Origin of the sequence: Pseudomonas sp. NCCP-436, assembly GCF_019656335.1 — a bacterium.
Classification (GTDB): Bacteria; Pseudomonadota; Gammaproteobacteria; order Pseudomonadales; family Pseudomonadaceae; genus Aquipseudomonas.
In genome coordinates this window covers 25539-43794 of the sequence record NZ_BPLZ01000006.1, presented here as the reverse complement: position 1 = coordinate 43794, position 18256 = coordinate 25539, and the positions used below count along the sequence as shown (strand labels likewise).

Here is an 18256-nt window from a genome sequence, read left to right as displayed (position 1 = left end):
CCTGCTAGACTCTCGTACCAGGCTTCTGCGGCAACGTACCGCAGTGTCGCGCTGCCATCCTCTGTTTAGAGTCACGCTCCATGAAACTGGCCCGCAAAGACCGCTCACTGACCGCCTGGGTGCTGTACTTCAGCATTCTGTTCAGTGCGTTCGTCTGCGCCATCAGCCACGGCCAGATGGCCGGCTTGCAGCTCAGCGGTCTGGACGGTCAGTACTGTTCGTTCGAGGGCAACTTCGGCGCAGGGGCTGATCTGGATGGCTCCGGCATCGTCGCCTCTAACCCGGCCACCGGCTCCAACTGCGCTCTGGCCAGCCTGTTCAGCGCAATCATTCTCGCGGCCTTCTTCGGCCTGTTCGGGCGGCTGGCCGGCGAGCGCGGCTGGCCGCTGCCCGCGCTGCATCTGCCGCGCATCACCCGCTATCGCTGGCCTCCGGCCAATCCCCGCGCTTCTCCCTTTTTCGCCTGATCCGTCCGCCCGTTCCGGGCGTCCCTATCATGCGAATGCCTGACCGTGCGTCGACGACCGCGGTGGGCTGGAGAAAGCTTCATGGCGTCTTCCCTCGATTGCACCGCACCTGCTCGTGCGGCACCGTCTTTCTACAACCTGGCCTGGCGCTGGCATTTCTATGCCGGGTTGTTCGTCATCCCGCTCATGATCCTGTTGTCGATCACCGGGATGATCTATCTGTTCAAACCGCAGCTCGACACCTGGCTGTACCCGCACCTGATGCTGGTACCGGCGGCCGAGCAGCGAGTCAGCGCCGACCAGCAGCTGGCCTTGGTCGAGCAACTGTATCCCGGTGCCTCGGTGAGCAAGTACCTGCCCCCGATCGGCGAAGGGCGCAGCGCGCAGTTCGTCATCGAGCATGATGGTCGATTGCTCAACCTGTTCGTCGATCCCTACCGCGGCACCCTGCTCGGCGAGCAGGACGGGCAATGGAACCTGCAGGCCGTGGCGCGCACCCTGCACGGCGACCTGATGATCGGCACCCTGGGCGACCGGCTGATCGAACTGGCTGCCGGCTGGGGCATCGTGCTGGTGGTGTCCGGCCTGTACCTGTGGTGGCCGCGCGGCAACAACCCGGCCGGCATAATCTGGCCGCGCCTGCATGCCCGAGGGCGCCTGCTGTGGCGTGACCTGCATGCGGTAACCGGATTCTGGGGCTCCCTGCTGCTGTTGTTCATGCTGCTCACCGGGATGACCTGGACCGGCTTCTGGGGCGCCCAGTTCGCCGGTGCCTGGAACCGGTTTCCTGCGGCGATGTGGGATGACGTGCCGAAGTCCGGGCAGCTTGCCGGCAACCTCAACAGCAGCCGCGAGCAGACCGTTTCCTGGGCAGTAGAGGTTACGCCGCTGCCGGCATCCGATGCGCATGCCGCGCATCGCGGCCATGCCGACCATGACCAGGGTCCGGCGGCGCCACGCATCAGCCTGCAGCAGGTGGTTGATAGCGCCGATGCGCGTGGTGTGCAGCGCGGCTACAGCATCAGCTTCCCGAAGGGCGCCAGCGGCGTTTACAGCGTCGCGTTGTTCGCCGATGACCCGCGCAACGACGCCACCCTGCACCTGGATCAATACAGCGGCGAGGTGCTGGCCGATGTGCGCTGGGCGGACTACGGCATGGTGGCGCGGGCGGTGGAGAGCGGGGTGAAGCTGCACGAAGGCAAGATGTTTGGCCTGGCCAACCAGATCCTGATGGCGCTGGTCTGCCTGCTGATCCTCTTCAGCGCGCTCAGCGGCCTGGTGATCTGGTGGAAACGCCGTCCGGCCGGTCGCCTCGGTGTGCCGCCGCTGCGCCATGACCTGCCGCGCTGGAAGGCCGCCATCGGCGTGATGATCCTGCTGGGCATGGTCTTTCCGCTGGTGGGCGCCTCGCTGTTGCTGATGTGGGCGCTCGACCGTTCCTTGGGCCTGCTGCCCGGAACCCGACTCACCAACTGAAGACGTGCCATGTTTTTCAACGATACCAACCCGGAGACAACTCATATGAACCTGCGCAAAACCCTGCTGGGCCTTGCTCTGATCCTGCCCGCAACGCTGGCCCAGGCCCACGAGTACGAAGTCGGCCAGCTGCATATCGATCACCCCTGGTCGCGCGCGCTGCCACCGGTGGCACCGACCGCCGCGGCCTATTTCGTCGTGCACAACAAGGGTAGCGAGGCCGATCGCCTGCTCGGTGCCAGTACCCCGGTGGCCGGAAAGGCCGAACTGCATGAGCACGTACACCAAGATGGCGTGATGAAGATGCAGCAGGTGCAGGATGTGGCCATACCCGCCGGTGGCGAGGTGAAGTTCGAGCCCATGGGCTACCACGTCATGCTGTTCAACCTGAAGCAGCAGGCCAGGAACGGTGAACGCTTCCCGCTGACCCTGACCTTCGAGAAGGCCGGCAGCGTCGAGGTGGAGGTGGCCGTGCAGCAAGAGGCTCCGGCCGGCCATGACCATGCTGTCGGCCACGACGCAGGCAAGCACCAGCACTGATGATGATCACGGCGCGCAGACGGATCTTCGCCGCCCATCTCGGGCTGCTGGCGTTCGTCCTGATCGTGCTGGCGCCTCTGGCGTCGCAACTGCGCGCCGAGCCGGCCGACTGGCGCTGGCTGAACGAACTGGCCTGCCATGAGGGTGGGGATCCCGAACAGCTTGCCCGCGATGGTGGCCGGCCGGTGCTGCAGGTGGATGCCTGCGGCTACTGCTCGCTGTTCTCCCACTGTCCTGCTCTGGCAGACAGCCATTGGGCCGTCGCCTTGAGGCAATCCTCCTCTCGGCAAACAGGTGGCGCGCTTGCGCTTGCGCCGCTGTCCTGCACCCATTTCCCGCGCGCACTGTCACGTGCGCCTCCCATGCACGCCTGATTTCTTCTCCCGCGAGGGCTAGCTGGCCCTTTGTGCAAATCGACCATTCAGGTATCCGCATGTCCGTTTCCTTCGTACCGTGCGCCGTTTCCGTGCGCGCTCGTTTTCCCCTGTCCACCCTGGCCATCGCCTGTGGCCTGTGCACCATTACTGCGTTGCATGCCGAGGAGCATGTTCACGAACTGCCGCCCACGGTGATCACGGCAATCCAGCAGAGCTCGCCGCTGACCGTGGTGGCCGACCCCAAGGATCCACGCCAGCCCGTGCCGGCCAGTGATGCCGCCGACTACCTCAAGACCATTCCCGGTTTCTCGGCGATTCGCAGCGGCGGCAGCAACAGCGACCCTGTGCTACGCGGGATGTTCGCCTCGCGCCTGCTGCTGCTCACCGATGGCGGCCAGATGCTTGGCGCCTGCCCCGGACGGATGGACGCCCCCAGCTCCTATATTGCTCCGGAAACCTATGATCTGCTGAACGTGACCAAGGGGCCGCAGACGGTGATCTGGGGCCCCGGCGCCTCGGCTGGCGTGGTGCGCTTCGAGCGCGAGCCGGAGCGTTTCGGCGAGCTCGGCGCACGCCTGCATGCCAGTGTGCTGGCTGGCTCCAACGGCCGTTTCGATCGTCTGCTCGACGGCGCCGTGGGTGATGAGCAGGGCTACCTGCGACTGATGGCCAACCGTTCGCATTCGGATGACTACGACAACGGTGACGGCGACACCATCGGCTCGCGCTGGGACAAGTGGAATACCGACGTGGCGCTGGGCTGGACGCCGGATCCTGACACCCTGATCGAACTCAGTGCGGGTCGTGGCGATGGCGAGGCACGCTACTCCGGGCGCGGCATGGATGGCACCCAGTTCAGGCGCGAAAGCCTGGGCCTGCGCATCGAGCGCAGCAACCTCGGCGGCGCGTTGGATAAGGTCGAGGCCAGGGTCTACTACAACTACGCCGACCACATCATGGACAACTTCCGCCTGCGCGTGCCCGATCCGAGCAGCATGATGGCCATGCCCATGGCCTCGCAGGTCGACCGGCGTACCCTTGGTGCCCGGCTGGCGGCAACCTGGAAGTGGCACGACCTCGAGCTGATCGCCGGCGTCGATGCGCAGCGCAGCGAGCACCGTGGCCGTCGTTCCACCTACAGCATGATGACGGGCTACACGGACGCTGACCGCTACCCCTGGAGCAAGGACGCCCTTATGCACAATTACGGCGCCTTTGTCGAGGCTACCTGGAGCCTGACCGAGGGTGATCGGCTGGTCTCCGGTGTGCGTGTGGATCGCGCCTCGGCCAAGGATTACCGGCAGAGTTTTCGCAGCATGATGGGCATGGACAAGGTCAATCCGACGGCGGGTGAGACACGCGCTGAGACTCTGCCCAGCGGTTTCGTGCGCTATGAGCACGATATGGCCAGCTCGCCGACCACTCTCTATGTCGGAATCGGTCATGTGCAGCGCTTCCCGGACTACTGGGAGCTGTTCTCCGCCGGGCTGAACGGCCCGGCCGGTGCGCTCAATGCGTTCGACGGCATCGAGCCGGAGAAGACCACCCAGTTCGATATCGGCGTCCAGTACCAGGACGACAAGCTGCAGGCCTGGGCATCGGCCTATGCCGGGCAGGTGCGTGACTACATCCTGTTCGACTATCGCGGCATGGGCACCCAGGCCGACAACGTCGACGCACGCATCATGGGCGGTGAGCTGGGCATGGCCTACGCCTTCGCTTCCAACTGGAAGGCCGATGCGACCCTGGCTTACGCCTGGGGCAAGAACAGCTCGGATGGTGAAGCGCTGCCGCAGATGCCGCCGCTGGAAGCGCGTCTGGGTCTGAGCTACCAGCGTGATGACTGGAGTATCGGTGCGCTCTGGCGTGCGGTCGATGGTCAGGGCCGCGTTGCCGAGGGGCGTGGCAACGTAGTCGGGCGCGATCTGGGGGAAAGCGCCGGTTTCGCTGTGCTCTCGCTAAACGGCGCCTACCGCGTCAGCCGGCAGGTCAAGCTCAGTGCCGGGGTGGATAACCTGTTCGACAAGCAATACGCCGAGCACCTCAACCTGGCAGGCAATGCGGGCTTCGGTTTCCCGGCCGATACCCGCATCGACGAACCAGGGCGTACGCTTTGGGCCAAGGTCGATTTCGACTTCTGAGGCAGGTGGGGCCATGCCCGGCAGGATCGTCCTGCCGGGCATGCTTCAGGCTAGGCGCGCGTCCAGGCTGTTCTGCGCCAGACGCCTGGCCTGATCCTCGGTCATGCCCAGGTGCTCGTGCAGGGCGGCGAAATTCTCGCCGACGTAGCCTCCGAAGTAGGCCGGATCGTCCGAGTTCACCGTCACCTTCACGCCGCGCTCGAGCATTTCCAGGATGTTGTGCTGGCTCATGTGCTCGAACACGCACAGCTTGATGTTGGACAGCGGGCAGACGGTCAGCGGGATCTGCTCGTCGATGATGCGCTGCATCAGGCGTTCATCCTCGATGGCGCGCACGCCGTGGTCGATGCGCTTGATCTTGAGCAGGTCCAGCGCCTCCCAGATGTATTCGGGCGGGCCTTCTTCACCGGCGTGCGCCACCGCGTGCAGGCCTTCGCTGCGCGCCTTGGCGAATACCCGTTCGAACAACCGCGGCGGGAAGCCTTTCTCCGAACTGTCGAGCCCGACGCCGATAAAGGCATCGCGAAACGGCATGGCCTGTTCCAGGGTCTTGAACGCCTCTTCCTCGGGCAGATGGCGCAGGAAGCTGAGGATCAGCCCGTGACTGATGCCCAGTTGCTTCTCGCCGTCACGCAGCGCCTGCTGGATGCCGCGAAGCACCACCTCGAAGGGAATGCCGCGGTCGGTGTGGGTCTGCGGATCGAAGAACGGCTCGACATGGATGACGTTCTGTTCCTTGCACCTGAGCAGATAGGCCCAGGTCAGGTCGTAGAAGTCCTGCTCGTAGCGCAGCACGTTGGCGCCCTGGTAGTAGAGGTCGAGAAACTCCTGCAGGTTGTTGAAGGCATAGGCCGCGCGCAGGGCTTCGACATCGCTCCAGGGCAGGGCGATCCGGTTGCGTTCGGCCAGGGCGAACAGCAGCTCGGGCTCCAGCGAACCCTCCAGATGCAGGTGCAGTTCCGCCTTGGGCAGAGCATTGAGCCATTCGGGCATGGTGGACTCTCGTCTTCAGGCTAGTATCGAACCGAAGTCTAACCGCTGGGACAGGATTTTGCCGCACCCCCCGCAGCGGCATGCCGAACCGCTGCGGGGGGGCGTCATCTCGGGCGTTAGCGCTCGATGGCCAGCGCCACGCCCTGACCGCCGCCGATGCAGAGGGTGGCCAGGCCCTTTTTCGCATCACGACGGATCAGTTCGTGCAGCAGGCTGACCAGCACGCGGCAGCCCGAGGCACCAATGGGGTGGCCGAGGGCGATGGCGCCGCCATTGACATTGACCTTGGCACTGTCCCAGCCCAGCTCTTGGCCGACAGCCAGAGCCTGAGCAGCAAAGGCCTCGTTGGCCTCGATGAGATCGAGGTCGGCCAGACTCCAGCCGGCCTTTTCCAGGCAGCGGCGGGTTGCCGAGACCGGACCGATGCCCATGATCGCCGGATCGACACCAGCGTTGGCGTAGGCAGCGATCTTCGCCAGTACCGGCAGGCCGAGCTTCTGAGCCTTGCCGGCGCTCATCAGTAGCACTGCGGCGGCGCCGTCATTGAGGCTGGAGGCGTTGCCGGCAGTGACGCTGCCATCCTTTTTGAAGGCAGGCTTGAGCTTGGCCAGGGACTCGGCAGTAGTGCCGGCACGCGGCTGTTCGTCACGCGTGAACGCAATCGGATCGCCTTTGCGCTGCGGAATCAGCACGGGAGTGATCTCGGTGTCGAAGCGGCCGGCCTCGATAGCCGCCACTGCCTTCTGTTGCGAGGCTGCGGCAAAGGCGTCCTGCGCCTCGCGGCTGATGCCGTACTTGTCCACTAGGTTCTCGGCGGTGATGCCCATGTGGTAGTCGTTGAAGGCATCCCACAGGCCATCCTGGATCATGCTGTCAATCAGTTGACCGTGGCCCATGCGCAGGCCAGTGCGGGCCTTGGGCAGTACGTAGGGGGACTGGCTCATGTTCTCCATGCCGCCGGCAATCACCACCTCGGCATCGCCGCAGCGGATGGCCTGGGCCGCCAGGTGCAGGGCCTTGAGGCCGGAGCCGCAGACCTTGTTCAGGGTCAGGGCCGGCACGGCATGCGGCAGGCCGGCGCGGATGGCGGCCTGGCGTGCCGGGTTCTGCCCGCTGCCAGCGGTCAGCACCTGGCCGAGGATCACTTCGTCGACCTGGGCACCGTCCAGGCCAGTCTGCTCCAGCAGGCGGCGGATGACGATGGCACCGAGCTCGGGAGCCGGAATATCGGCCAGGCTGCCCTGGAAGCTGCCGATGGCGGTACGGGTGGCGGCGACGATGACGACGTCTTGCATGTACGGATCCTCGATACGGTTCAGTCTGTGACCGGAAACCGCTGATGGTCGCACAGCCGGTATCGGGCCGGCCAGTGTGTCACTTCAGGCTGCCATGCGCCGCCGTGCCCGCTGGGCTGCGCTGTTGCGCATGGCCCAGCGCACCAGTACGGCGGTGCGCTGAACGGCAGCACGGATCAGTGGCCGGCGCCAGTCCGGCAGGCGCTCGCCGAGCAAGTCGCTGCCCCAGTCTGGTAGCAGTTCGACGCCGGCATGCATGACCAGGCTGCCGAACGGGCGGGCCAGCAGGCTGGGCATGGGGGCGGCATACAGTAGTCGCACCACCTCGCGGGTGCGCTCGTCGCAGAGCAGCTGTGGGCGCATGCGCTGCAGATAGTCGGCGACAGACTGAGTCGACTTGGGTACATCCTGTGCGCCGAGGCGCTCGGCGATCAGCGCGACTTCCCCGTAGTAACGATCCTGTTCGGCCGGCGATAGCTGTGGCGCGACATAGCGCAGGTGAGCGGCGAGGAACTGGCTGACCTCGGAAACATGCACCCAGGTCAGCAGCTCGGGATCGCTGGCGCTATAAGGGCGGCCGTCCGGTGCCTGACCGACGACCTGCAGGTGGATATTGCGTACCTTGCGAATCAGCTGCTCGGCATCCTGGCGGCTGCCGTAGCTGGTGCCGGCAATGAACAGGCTGGTGCGGCGCAGGCGGCCGATCATGTCCTGGCGGAAGTTGGAATGATCCCAGACTCCGGCCAGGGCCAGCGGATGCAGCATCTGCAGCAGCAGTGCGGAAACCCCGCCAACCATCATCGAGGTAAAGTCGGCGTGAACTTTCCACACCATGCTTTGCGGGCCGAACAGGCCGGGGTCGCCCCTTGGCTGATCGAAGTCGATCAGCCCCAGCGAGGCGCCGGTGAGGCTGTGTATCTGTTTTTCAATGCGTTGACGCAAGCGTTCCATGCGCACAGTGTCGTCGCCAGGCCAGGGCAATACAAGTGCGCCCGGCCCGTTGAGGCCGGGGCGTGCCGGTTCAGCGATTCAGCCGATGCTCGATGAGGCTGTCGACCACGCTGGGGTCGGCCAGCGTCGAGGTGTCGCCCATGTTCTCCAGCTCGTTGCAGGCGATCTTGCGCAGGATGCGGCGCATGATCTTGCCCGAGCGTGTCTTCGGTAGGGCTGGTGCCCACTGGATCAATTCCGGCTTGGCGAAGCTGCCGATCTCTTTGCCTACCAGCGCCAGCAACTCGTTCTTGAGAGAGTCGCTTAGTTCCGCACCGAGTACCGGGGTAACGAAGGCGTAGATGCCCTGACCCTTCACATCATGCGGGTAGCCGACCACGGCGGCTTCGGCCACGGCATCGTGCAGCACCAGGGCGCTTTCCACCTCGGCGGTGCCGATGCGGTGGCCGGAGACGTTGATCACGTCGTCGACACGCCCGGTGATCCAGTAGTAGCCGTCTTCGTCGCGGCGTGCACCGTCGCCAGTGAAGTAGTAGCCAGGGTAGGGTTTGAAGTAGGTGTCGATCATGCGCTGGTGATCGCCGTAGACGCTGCGGATCTGGCTTGGCCAGCTGGCCTTGATCGCCAGCACGCCGCTGCCGGGGCCGTTGATTTCCTTGCCCTGATCGTCCAGTAGCACTGGCTGCACGCCGAAGAACGGCCGGGTTGCCGAGCCAGGTTTGAGATCCGTGGCGCCGGGCAGCGGGGTGATCAGAATGGAGCCGGTCTCGGTCTGCCACCACGTGTCAACGATGGGGCAGCGCTGGTCGCCGACCACATGGTAGTACCACTCCCAGGCCTCGGGGTTGATGGGCTCGCCTACCGAGCCTAGAAGGCGCAGGCTGGCGCGACTGGTTTGCTTCACCGGTGCTTCGCCTTCACGCATCAGCGCGCGCAGGGCGGTGGGGGCGGTGTAGAAGATATTCACCTGGTGTTTGTCGATTACCTGCCAGAAGCGTGAGGCATCCGGATAGTTCGGCACACCCTCGAAGATCAGCGTAGTGGCACCGTTGGCCAGCGGACCGTAGACGATGTAGCTGTGCCCGGTGACCCAGCCGACATCGGCGGTGCACCAGTAGATGTCGCCCTCGTGGTAGTCGAACACGTACTTGTGGGTCATGGCCGCGCCCAGCAGGTAGCCGCCGGTGGTGTGCAGCACACCCTTGGGTTTACCGGTGGAGCCGGAGGTGTAGAGAATGAACAGCGGATCTTCGGCGTCCATCGGCTCGGCCGGGCACTCGGCATCGACTTCCTTGAGCGTCTGGTGATACCAGAGGTCGCGGCCCTCCACCCAGGCCACATCGCCCTGGGTGCGTTCGACCACCACCACGGTAGACACGTTCGGGCAGCTCTGCAGGGCCTTGTCGACGTTGTTCTTCAGCGGGATGTACTTGCCGCCGCGCACGCCTTCGTCGGCGGTGATCACGGTGCGGCAGTCGGCATCGAGGATGCGGTCGCGCAGGGCGTCGGGGGAGAAACCGCCGAACACCACCGAATGCACAGCGCCGATGCGTGCGCAGGCGAGCATGGCGTAGGCCGCTTCCGGGATCATCGGCATGTAGATGCATACCCGGTCACCCTTTTTCACGCCGCGGCTCTTCAGTACGTTGGCCAGGCGGCTGACGTTATGGTGCAGCTTGTTGTAGGTGATGTGTGCCGACTCGGCTGGATTGTCGCCCTCCCAGATGATGGCAATCTGTTCTCCGCGTTTTTCCAGGTGGCGATCGATGCAGTTGTAGGCGACGTTGAGTAGGCCGCCCTTGAACCATTCGGCACGGCCCTGTGAGAGGTCGCTGCTGTGCACCTGATCCCAGGGCTTGAACCAGTGCAGGAAGGTACTGGCCTGCTCGGCCCAGAACTGTTCGGGCTGCTCGACGGATTGTCGGTACAGCCGCAGGTAGGCGTCGTTATCCAGATGCGCACGCTGGCGCAGCGCGTCTGGCACGGGATGGCGGGTGATCTCGAACATGGCGGGTTCCTTGTAATTGTTTGTCCGCAACAGTCACAAGGGTGCACCCAAGCAGGTGCTTGGTTCAAGGGGAGGTTGTGCCAGAGGGTGGCGCATTCGTAATGTCAGTTGACCCATCGCAGGTTGCTGGCTCTGCCAATGTCTGGGGCACGGGGTTGAGAGTGGCCATCAATGTGAAAGGCCACGCTCCTCCCTCTGAGCTGTGGCTAACCCCGGTGATGCTGACGGAAGTGCTCGATCAGGCCCTGGGTGGAGGCATCGGCGGCTGGTTCCTGCACCTGGCCGGTCAGCCGCTGGTAGACCTCCTTGCCCATCTCCTTGCCTAGTTCCACGCCCCACTGGTCGAAGGCATTGATGCCCCAGATGGCGCTCTGCACGAATACCTTGTGCTCGTATAGTGCTACCAGGGCACCAAGATTGAAGGGGGCGATGCGGTTCATTACCAGGATATTGCTCGGACGGTTGCCGGGGATAACCTTGTGCGGCGCCAGGCGCTGTACTTCCTCTTCCGGCAATCCTCGGGCACGCAGTTCGGCTTCGGCTTCTTCACGGGTTTTGCCCTGCATCAGGGCCTGGGCCTGCGATAGGCAGTTGGCGAACAGCCACTGGTGATGGTCGGACAGCGGGTTGTAGCTGTTGACTGGGACAATGAAGTCGGCCGGCACCAGCAGACGGCCCTGATGCAGCAGTTGGTGGTAGGCGTGCTGGCCGTTGCAGCCGACGCCGCCCCAGATTACCGAGCCGGTGGTGATCTCTAGCGGTGTACCGTCCTGACGCACGCTCTTGCCGTTGGACTCCATGTCCAACTGCTGCAGGTGCTTGGTGAAGTTCCGTAGATAGTGGTCGTAAGGTAGGATGGCGTGGCTCTGAGCGCCCCAGAAATTCGAGTACCAGATCCCCAGCAGGGCCATCAGCACCGGCATGTTGCCGGACAGCGGTGTCTGTGTGAAATGCTGATCCATGGCATAGGCGCCGGCCAGCAGCTCCTTGAAGTTGGAGACGCCGATGGACAGTGCGATGGGCAGGCCGATGGCCGACCACAGCGAGTAGCGCCCGCCGACCCAGTCCCATAGTGGGAAAATGTTTTCCTCAAGAATGCCAAACTCTACGGCGGCCTGACGGTTGCTGGTCACGGCGATGAAGTGACGGTGCAGTTTGTCCTCGGGGCCGCCCATGGCCAGGTACCAGTCACGTGCGGCCAGGGTGTTCTTGAGGGTTTCCAGCGTACCGAAGGACTTGCTGGAGACAATGAACAGCGTGGTTTCCGGGTTGAGTCGAGCGGTCAGTTCGCGGAATTCGCTGCCGTCGATATTGGCCAGGTAGTGGCAGCGCACGCCGCGCTGGGTGAACGGGCGAAGAGCCTCGGAAACCAGCTGTGGGCCCAGAAAGGAGCCGCCGATGCCGATGTTGACCACCTCGGTGATCGGTTTTTCGCTGTAGCCGCGCCACAGGCCGCTGTGTACGCGGCTGACCAGTTCGGTCATCTGATACAGCACGCGATGCACTTCGGGGATGATGTCGACGCCGTCCAGCTCCAGGCGTCGGCCAATCGGGCTGCGCAGGGCTGTGTGCAGAGCCGCGCGGTTCTCAGAGGCATTGACCGGCTTGCCCTGGGACAGCGCCTGAATGGCCTGCGGCAGGCCAGCCTGCTCGGCCAGCTGGATCAGCAGCTCCAGGCTGTTTTCGGTGACCAGATTCTTCGAGTAGTCCAGAAGCAGGCCGCAACTGTCCAGAGAGAAACGCTGAAAGCGTGTGGCATCGGCGGCAAAGGCTTCGCGCATGCTGAAGTTGGCCATTTCCTGGCGATGCTGATGCAGTGCCTGCCAGGCGGGCAGGGCGGTGACATCGTGAGGCTGCTGGTAGTACGCCATCTGAACTCCTGATCCGCGAAAAGCAAGGGGCCCGGCTGAACCGGGCCCAAGAGTTTAGTCGGCTTGCTTTGACAATGGCTACTGAGCGGGCAGCTCTAGCAGCAGATTGTCGATCAGGCGGGTATGGCCGAGGTAGGCTGCAGTGAGGATCACCAGATGACGGTCGTCGATAGCTGCCGGCTGCAGGGTGACGGCATTGCGGATTTCCAGGTAGTCGGGCTCGAAACCGGCAGCGCGCTGCCGGGCCTGGGCCGCATCGATCAGCCGGGTATAGTCGCGTGCGCCCCGGCGCAGTTCGGCCGCGATCTCTTCCAGGCTGCGGTACAAGGCGGGGGCAATGGCGCGCTGCTCGGTACTGAGATAGCCATTACGCGATGACAGGGCAAGACCATCCTCGGCGCGCTGGGTGGGGGCGCCGAGAATCTGGATCGGCATATTCAGGTCGCGCACCAGGGTGCGGATCACTGCCAGTTGCTGGTAGTCCTTCTCGCCGAATACGGCCAGATCCGGCTGCACCATGTTGAGCAGCTTGGTGACCACCGTGGCCACACCTTCGAAATGGCCGGGCCGGCTGGCACCGCAAAGGCCCTCGGAAACACCGTTGACGATGACGCGGGTCTGGCTCTGCAGGCCACTGGGATACATCTCGCTGACATCCGGATGGAACAGCAGGTGGCAGCCGGCAGCCAGCAGCTTCTCCTGATCGGCGGCAAGTGTGCGCGGGTACTTGTCCAGATCCTCGCCGGCACCAAACTGCAGCGGGTTGACGAAGATGCTGGCAACCACGAAGTCGGTGCGTTGGGCGGCGATTTCCACCAGAGACACGTGACCGGCGTGCAGGTTGCCCATAGTCGGCACGAAGCCGATCTGCTTGCCTTCGGCCCGTGCCTGGGAGATGGCGGCGCGCAGCTCGCGCAGGGTCTTGACCGTGTTCATGCCGAGAAACCGTGCTCGGGAGTGGGAAAACTACCGTCCTTGACAGCCTGGACGTAAGCGCTCAGAGCCGCCTGAATGCTGCTCGCACCACTCATGAAGTTGCGGACGAACTTCGGTGAGCGGCCCGACAGTGACAGACCGAGCATGTCGTGAAGTACCAGTACCTGACCATCGGTATGAGGCCCGGCACCAATGCCGATGACCGGGATTCTCACCGCCTGGGTGATTTCGGCGGCCAGTTCGGTGGGGACGCATTCGAGCAGCAGCATGGCGGCTCCGGCCTCTTCCAGTGCCATGGCATCGGCCCGCATTTGACGTGCCTGGGCTTCCTGGCGTCCCTGAACCTTGTAGCCGCCAAGGATGTTTACGGCCTGCGGTGTCAGGCCCAGGTGGGCACAAACCGGTACGCCACGCTCAGCCAGCAAGCGGATCGGTTCTGCCAGCCAGCCGGCACCCTCCAGCTTGACCATGTGCGCGCCAGCCTGCATCAGCCTGGCGCTGTTGAGTAAGGTCTGTTCGCTGGTGGCATAGGCCATGAATGGCAGATCAGTGATGATCAGTGAACCGGTGTTACCTCGTTTGACGCTGGCAGTGTGGTAGGTCATCTCCTCGACAGTCACCGGCAGGGTGCTGTCGTGTCCCTGCAGTACCATGCCCAGGGAGTCGCCGACCAGCAGCACTTCAGCACCGGCCTGGCTGCAGGCCTGGGCGAAAGTGGCGTCATAGGCGGTCAGCATGGCGATCTTTTCACCATTCTGCTTGAGGCTTTGCAGAGTGGTCAGGGTAACGTCAGGCATTTCAGATATCCTCGCTCAGGCCTGGTATACAGCTTCTTGGTCGGCTGCAATCCGGCCTGGATTGGCATAAGGGTGCGCCCGACGCGGGGCGACGGGACGCCTATAGTCCTGATGGGGGGGCATGAAGTCAATTGTGGGTGTTACCGCCCTGTTACTGACGTTACCGCCGTGATGGCGGGCTGAGTGCCAGGACAGAGCGGCTGTATCAGGATTGCCCGGGCTCTTTCGGTAGCCGCTCCAGCCCGGTGAAAGGGCAGACCTGCAGCATATCCTGCAATGACTGGCCGTTTGGCAGGCGCAGTGAGGGATCGAGTTCGGCCAGCGGATAGAGTACGAAGGGGCGGGCGTGCATATGGTAGTGCGGTACTGTCAGGCGTTCGTCACTGATGATTCGTTCACCGAATAGCAGGATGTCCAGATCCAGTGTGCGTGGTCCCCAGCGCTCGGCCTTGCGCACTCGGCCCTGAGCCTGTTCGATCCCCTGCAGGGCATCGAGCAGTTGCCAGGGCGTCAGCTCGGTGTCCAGAGCTGCTACGGCATTGACGTAGCGCGGCTGATCAGGAGGGCCGAGCGGGTCACTGGCGTAGAGTGAGGAATGTGCAGCCAGATGGCTGTGGGGCAGGTTGGCCAGGGCCTCGAACGCGGCCGCCAACTGCTGGCGCGGTGTGGCCAGGTTGCTACCCAGACCGATATAGACGCGTTCCATGGCTATTCTGCTGCGGCGCTGCCGCCCTCACTACGTTTGCGACGGCCATTGCTGCGACGGCGCTTGCGTGGGGCATTGCCGCCTGCCTCGGACTTGCCGGCCAGGTCTCGGATCATCTGTCGGCGCTGGCTGTCACTGGCTTCCTGGTATGCAGTCCACCAGGCTCCCAGTCCGCCGGTGTCTTCGCCAGCCAGTTCGCGCAGCAGAAGGAAGTCGTAGCCAGCACGGAAGCGTGGGTTTTCCAGTAGCAGATCGGCACGCTTGCCGCTGCGGCGTGGCAGGCGTTCCTGCATGTCCCAGATCTCACGAATCGGGATGGTGAAGCGCTTGGGTACGGCAATCCGCCGGCATTGCTCGGTGATCAGATCGTGGGCGGCTTCCTGCATTGCCGGGATTGGCGGCATGCCGCGCTCCTGCAATTGCAGTACGCGGGCCGGCAGAGCGGGCCAGAGCAGAGCGGCGAAAAGGAATGCCGGAGTGACCGACTTGCCGCTGTGGATGCGTTCGTCGGTGTTGATCAGTGCCTGGCGGATCAGCTTCTCGGTGTATTCGGGATTCTGCTGCAGGGCTTCGCCGCTGGCCGGGAACAACTGGGCAAAAAGGTCGTGCTCGAGCAGCAGATCGAAGGTGTATTCGGCGTAACCGGCGAGAAACAGCTTGAGTACTTCGTCGAACAGGCGTGCCGCCGGGATGTCGCGCAGCATCGGCGCCAGTCGGCGGATCGGCGCGGCACTGTGCTTCTCTATATCGAAGTCCAGCTTGGCGGCGAAGCGTACTGCACGCAGCATCCGAACCGGATCCTCGAGATAGCGCTGCTCGGGGTCGCCGATCAGGCGTACCAGATGGTTGCGCACGTCGTGCATGCCGCGGGCGTAGTCGAGGATATGTTCCTGCGTCGGGTCGTAGTACAGCGCGTTAATGGTGAAGTCGCGGCGCTGGGCATCGTCTTCCAGCGTGCCGTAGACGTTGTCGCGCAGAATGCGGCCGCTTTCGTTGCGGGCTGCACGGCTGCTGTCGGCCTCGTCGCTACCTTGCGGGTGATTGGCGCGAAAGGTGGCAACTTCGATGATCTCGCGGCCGAAGTGAACATGTACCAGCTTGAAGCGACGGCCGATCACCCGGGCATTGCGGAACTCGGCGCGCACCTGCTCGGGAGTGGCGCTGGTGGCGACATCGAAATCCTTCGGGTCGATGTCCAGCAGCAGATCACGTACGCAGCCGCCGACCAGATAGGCCTGATAGCCGGCCTTCTGTAGACGCTCGACTACGCTGATGGCGTTGCGGCTGATCTCGTTGCGGTTGATAGGGTGTTGTCGGCTGCCGAGCACCTCTGGCGTGCTGCGTGGGCGTGAGGCGCGGCGTAGGGGGGAACGGAGAGACTTGAACAGCTTTTTCAGCATGGGATGCACTGTTTGATGTGGTGGCCGGTCAGCCGCGTGCAACTGGAAACGGCCGGTGCGGGCGGCGCAGCTTCAGGAGCAGTCTTGCAGACGGGGCAGGTAAATCTGTGCATGAACCTCCGCCGCATGGGCTGCCTTGCCTTGTATCGACGCGCCTGGCGACGATTTTAACGGCATGCGAAACGTTAACCGCATGTTTGCTACGGATTCTAGCACCGTGGCGGGACGAGGTGTGCAGGAAGAGATGGCAGGCGGGGGATTTGGGGGCCAGAAGCTACTGGGGGAGCCGAAGCTCCCCCCCAAGTTGGTGCGTGCTCTGTTCTTGTTGTTATTGAGGGCCTGTTGTTTTTCTTGTCGAGCCCTTCCCGGTTTGCCGTGGCTTGCCGGGCACTCCCCAAGGGAGGGAGTCAATAGCAAACGGATTGCTTTGGACGCTGATGCTGCCAGCTTTCAATCAGTTCAGGTGCTGTCTGAGGACAGTTTTATTATTCTCGGCCTGACCGAACGGGGCGAACCCCTGTGGCAACTCCTCTCCAAAAGAATCAGTTAGCTGCGCCTCCTAGCATTGTTGTTTTTGTTGTTCTGGAGTCGTTACGTCTTGTTCTTATTGTCTAGGGCATTGCTTGTTATTGTTGTTGTGCCAGATATAAAGCAGTTGCCGTGCCAGTTTTTGAAAATCCTTTAAATTCAATGGGTTGGTAAGTCTTCGGATGGCTGGTTCAGAAACGGAGGCCGGCTTTTCGTTACCGTTAGACCCGGCCTTTGTTACGAAATATTGAAGCGGTAACATCCTGTGGAACCTCGGCGTCTGCCCGCTGTCACCGCTGGCAGAAGTCAAGAGCCGCTGGTCATGCTCGCCTTGCGACGAGGAATGCCCAGGCGCTGGCGACGTTCCCACAGGCACTTGCGGCTGATACCAAGCTTGCGCGCCAGCTCGGTCTCGGTCATGTGATCCTGGTGCTCGAGGACGAAGTGCTGGAAGTAGTCTTCCAGCGACAGATCCTCTGTCGGCTCGTGATTGTTGCTGGCAGTGGACTGTGACGGCAGTTCGAAGCTTTCCTCGTCCAGATCGTCCAGTTCGATATCAATACCCAGCAAATCCGCAGTGATCTCGGTGCCTTCGCAGAGGATGACCGCCCGTTCGATGGCGTTCTCCAACTCTCGCACGTTGCCTGGCCATGAGTAATGGCGGATTGCCTGCTCGGCATCGCTGGCGAAGTGCATAGGCTCGCGACCCATGCGGGTGCATTGGCGCTCCAGGAAAGCCCGGGCGATTTCGCTGACGTCGCCGTCCCGTTCACGCAGGGCCGGCAGTCTGAGAGCAATCACGTGCAGCCGGTAATAGAGGTCTTCGCGGAACTGGCCGGTCTTCGACAGGGTCTTCAGGTCTCTGTGGGTGGCCGCGATCAGGCGCACATCGACCTTCTGCGATTGCACCGAGCCGACTCGGCGGATCTCGCCTTCCTGCAGCACCCGCAGCAATCGGGCCTGGGCTTCCAGTGGCAGTTCGCCGATCTCGTCGAGGAACAGGGTGCCGCCGTCCGCCGCCTCCACCAGACCGGCGCGGCCGGCGCTGGCGCCAGTGAACGCGCCTTTCTCGTGGCCGAACAGCTCTGACTCGATCAGCGTTTCCGGGATGGCCGCGCAGTTCACCGAGATCATCGGTGCCTTGGCGCGTCGCGACAGGTTATGCAGTGCGCGCGCTACCAGTTCCTTGCCAGTACCGGATTCGCCCTGGATCAGTACGTTGGAGTCGGTCGGAGCGACTTTGCGGATCTTGCCGAAAAGCTCCTGCATGGCTGCACAGGAGCCGATGATGCCGATCTCGCCGTTGGCATTGTTGGCTGCGCGCTCTGCCGTGCCGCTACGGGTGGTTGGCGATGCCGGTGCGGCCGACGCCTGGCTGTTTTCCTGACGGTCACGCAGGATGCGGGCCACGGCCTGAAGCATTTCGTCGTGGTCGAAGGGTTTGGCGATGTAGTCGACAGCGCCCATTTTCATCGAGTCCACGGCCGAACGCAGGCTGGCATAGCTGGTCATGATCAGCACCGGGGTGCCTTCAGCCAGCTTGATCAGTTCGGTGCCGGGAGCGCCCGGCAGACGTAGATCGCTGACGATCAGGTCGAAGGTGGGAATGCTGTAGCGCTCCTGGGCTTCCTGGACGGAGCCGGCCTCACTGACCTGATACTGGTTGCGCTCAAGCAGACGGCGCAGGGCAGAGCGGATGATGGTTTCGTCTTCGACGATCAGAATGTGTGGCATCAATACGGTCTCTCGACGGTCACGAAGGTGCGGCAG

At 63.4% G+C, this 18256-nt stretch carries 15 protein-coding genes; 5 read left to right on the top strand and 10 right to left on the bottom strand.

Annotation, left to right across the window (positions count from 1 at the left end; all coding sequences use genetic code 11):
- Window positions 1–80: 80 nt before the first annotated feature.
- From NCCP436_RS08460 to NCCP436_RS08440, 5 genes are all read left to right on the top strand, one after another.
- Window positions 81–467: a DUF2946 domain-containing protein gene (locus NCCP436_RS08460; protein ID WP_220803551.1), complete on the top strand. Its 387-nt coding sequence runs from the start codon at window positions 81–83 to the stop codon at window positions 465–467.
- An 81-nt stretch (window positions 468–548) separates the two neighbouring features.
- Window positions 549–1943, top strand: coding sequence for a PepSY domain-containing protein (locus NCCP436_RS08455; RefSeq protein ID WP_220803550.1), 1395 nt, complete (start codon window positions 549–551; stop codon window positions 1941–1943).
- A 45-nt stretch (window positions 1944–1988) separates the two neighbouring features.
- Window positions 1989–2483, top strand: a complete 495-nt coding sequence (locus NCCP436_RS08450; protein ID WP_220803549.1) for a copper chaperone PCu(A)C — start codon at window positions 1989–1991, stop codon at window positions 2481–2483.
- Entirely contained in the window at window positions 2483–2857 is a 375-nt protein-coding gene (locus NCCP436_RS08445) for a DUF2946 domain-containing protein (protein WP_220803548.1), read from the top strand. The genes NCCP436_RS08450 and NCCP436_RS08445 overlap by 1 nt, the downstream gene beginning before the upstream one ends.
- Before the next feature lie 59 nt (window positions 2858–2916).
- Complete coding sequence (locus NCCP436_RS08440; protein ID WP_220803547.1) at window positions 2917–5001, top strand: TonB-dependent copper receptor; 2085 nt, start codon at window positions 2917–2919, stop codon at window positions 4999–5001.
- Window positions 5002–5046: 45 nt separating this feature from the next.
- Here NCCP436_RS08440 and NCCP436_RS08435 read toward each other — a convergent pair whose 3' ends face one another.
- The 10 genes from NCCP436_RS08435 to NCCP436_RS08390 all read right to left on the bottom strand — a co-directional run bounded on the left by NCCP436_RS08435 (window position 5047) and on the right by NCCP436_RS08390 (window position 18220).
- On the bottom strand, window positions 5047–5994 hold the full coding sequence (locus NCCP436_RS08435) for an adenosine deaminase (RefSeq protein WP_220803546.1): 948 nt from the start codon (window positions 5992–5994) through the stop codon (window positions 5047–5049).
- Window positions 5995–6110: 116 nt separating this feature from the next.
- Window positions 6111–7289 carry an acetyl-CoA C-acetyltransferase gene (locus NCCP436_RS08430; protein WP_220803545.1) on the bottom strand — a complete coding sequence of 393 codons (1179 nt, stop codon included), beginning with the start codon at window positions 7287–7289 and terminating at the stop codon, window positions 6111–6113.
- A gap of 84 nt (window positions 7290–7373) precedes the next feature.
- Window positions 7374–8240, bottom strand: a complete 867-nt coding sequence (locus NCCP436_RS08425) for an oxygenase MpaB family protein (protein ID WP_220803544.1) — start codon at window positions 8238–8240, stop codon at window positions 7374–7376.
- Window positions 8241–8310: 70 nt separating this feature from the next.
- On the bottom strand, window positions 8311–10248 hold the full coding sequence (gene acs / locus NCCP436_RS08420; protein WP_220803543.1) for an acetate--CoA ligase: 1938 nt from the start codon (window positions 10246–10248) through the stop codon (window positions 8311–8313).
- A gap of 206 nt (window positions 10249–10454) precedes the next feature.
- The gene (gene pgi, locus NCCP436_RS08415; RefSeq protein ID WP_220803542.1) at window positions 10455–12119 is read right to left on the bottom strand and encodes a glucose-6-phosphate isomerase; all 1665 of its coding nucleotides are present in this window, start codon (window positions 12117–12119) and stop codon (window positions 10455–10457) included.
- A 78-nt stretch (window positions 12120–12197) separates the two neighbouring features.
- Entirely contained in the window at window positions 12198–13055 is an 858-nt protein-coding gene (panC, locus tag NCCP436_RS08410) for a pantoate--beta-alanine ligase (RefSeq protein WP_220803541.1), read from the bottom strand.
- Window positions 13052–13852 carry a 3-methyl-2-oxobutanoate hydroxymethyltransferase gene (gene panB / locus NCCP436_RS08405; protein ID WP_220803540.1) on the bottom strand — a complete coding sequence of 267 codons (801 nt, stop codon included), beginning with the start codon at window positions 13850–13852 and terminating at the stop codon, window positions 13052–13054. Before panB ends, panC begins: the two co-directional genes overlap by 4 nt.
- Window positions 13853–14057: 205 nt before the next feature.
- Complete coding sequence (gene folK / locus NCCP436_RS08400) at window positions 14058–14558, bottom strand: 2-amino-4-hydroxy-6-hydroxymethyldihydropteridine diphosphokinase (protein WP_220803539.1); 501 nt, start codon at window positions 14556–14558, stop codon at window positions 14058–14060.
- A gap of 2 nt (window positions 14559–14560) precedes the next feature.
- On the bottom strand, window positions 14561–15958 hold the full coding sequence (locus NCCP436_RS08395; protein ID WP_220803538.1) for a polynucleotide adenylyltransferase PcnB: 1398 nt from the start codon (window positions 15956–15958) through the stop codon (window positions 14561–14563).
- Window positions 15959–16792: 834 nt separating this feature from the next.
- Window positions 16793–18220, bottom strand: a complete 1428-nt coding sequence (locus tag NCCP436_RS08390; RefSeq protein ID WP_220803537.1) for a sigma-54 dependent transcriptional regulator — start codon at window positions 18218–18220, stop codon at window positions 16793–16795.
- Window positions 18221–18256: the final 36 nt, after the last annotated feature.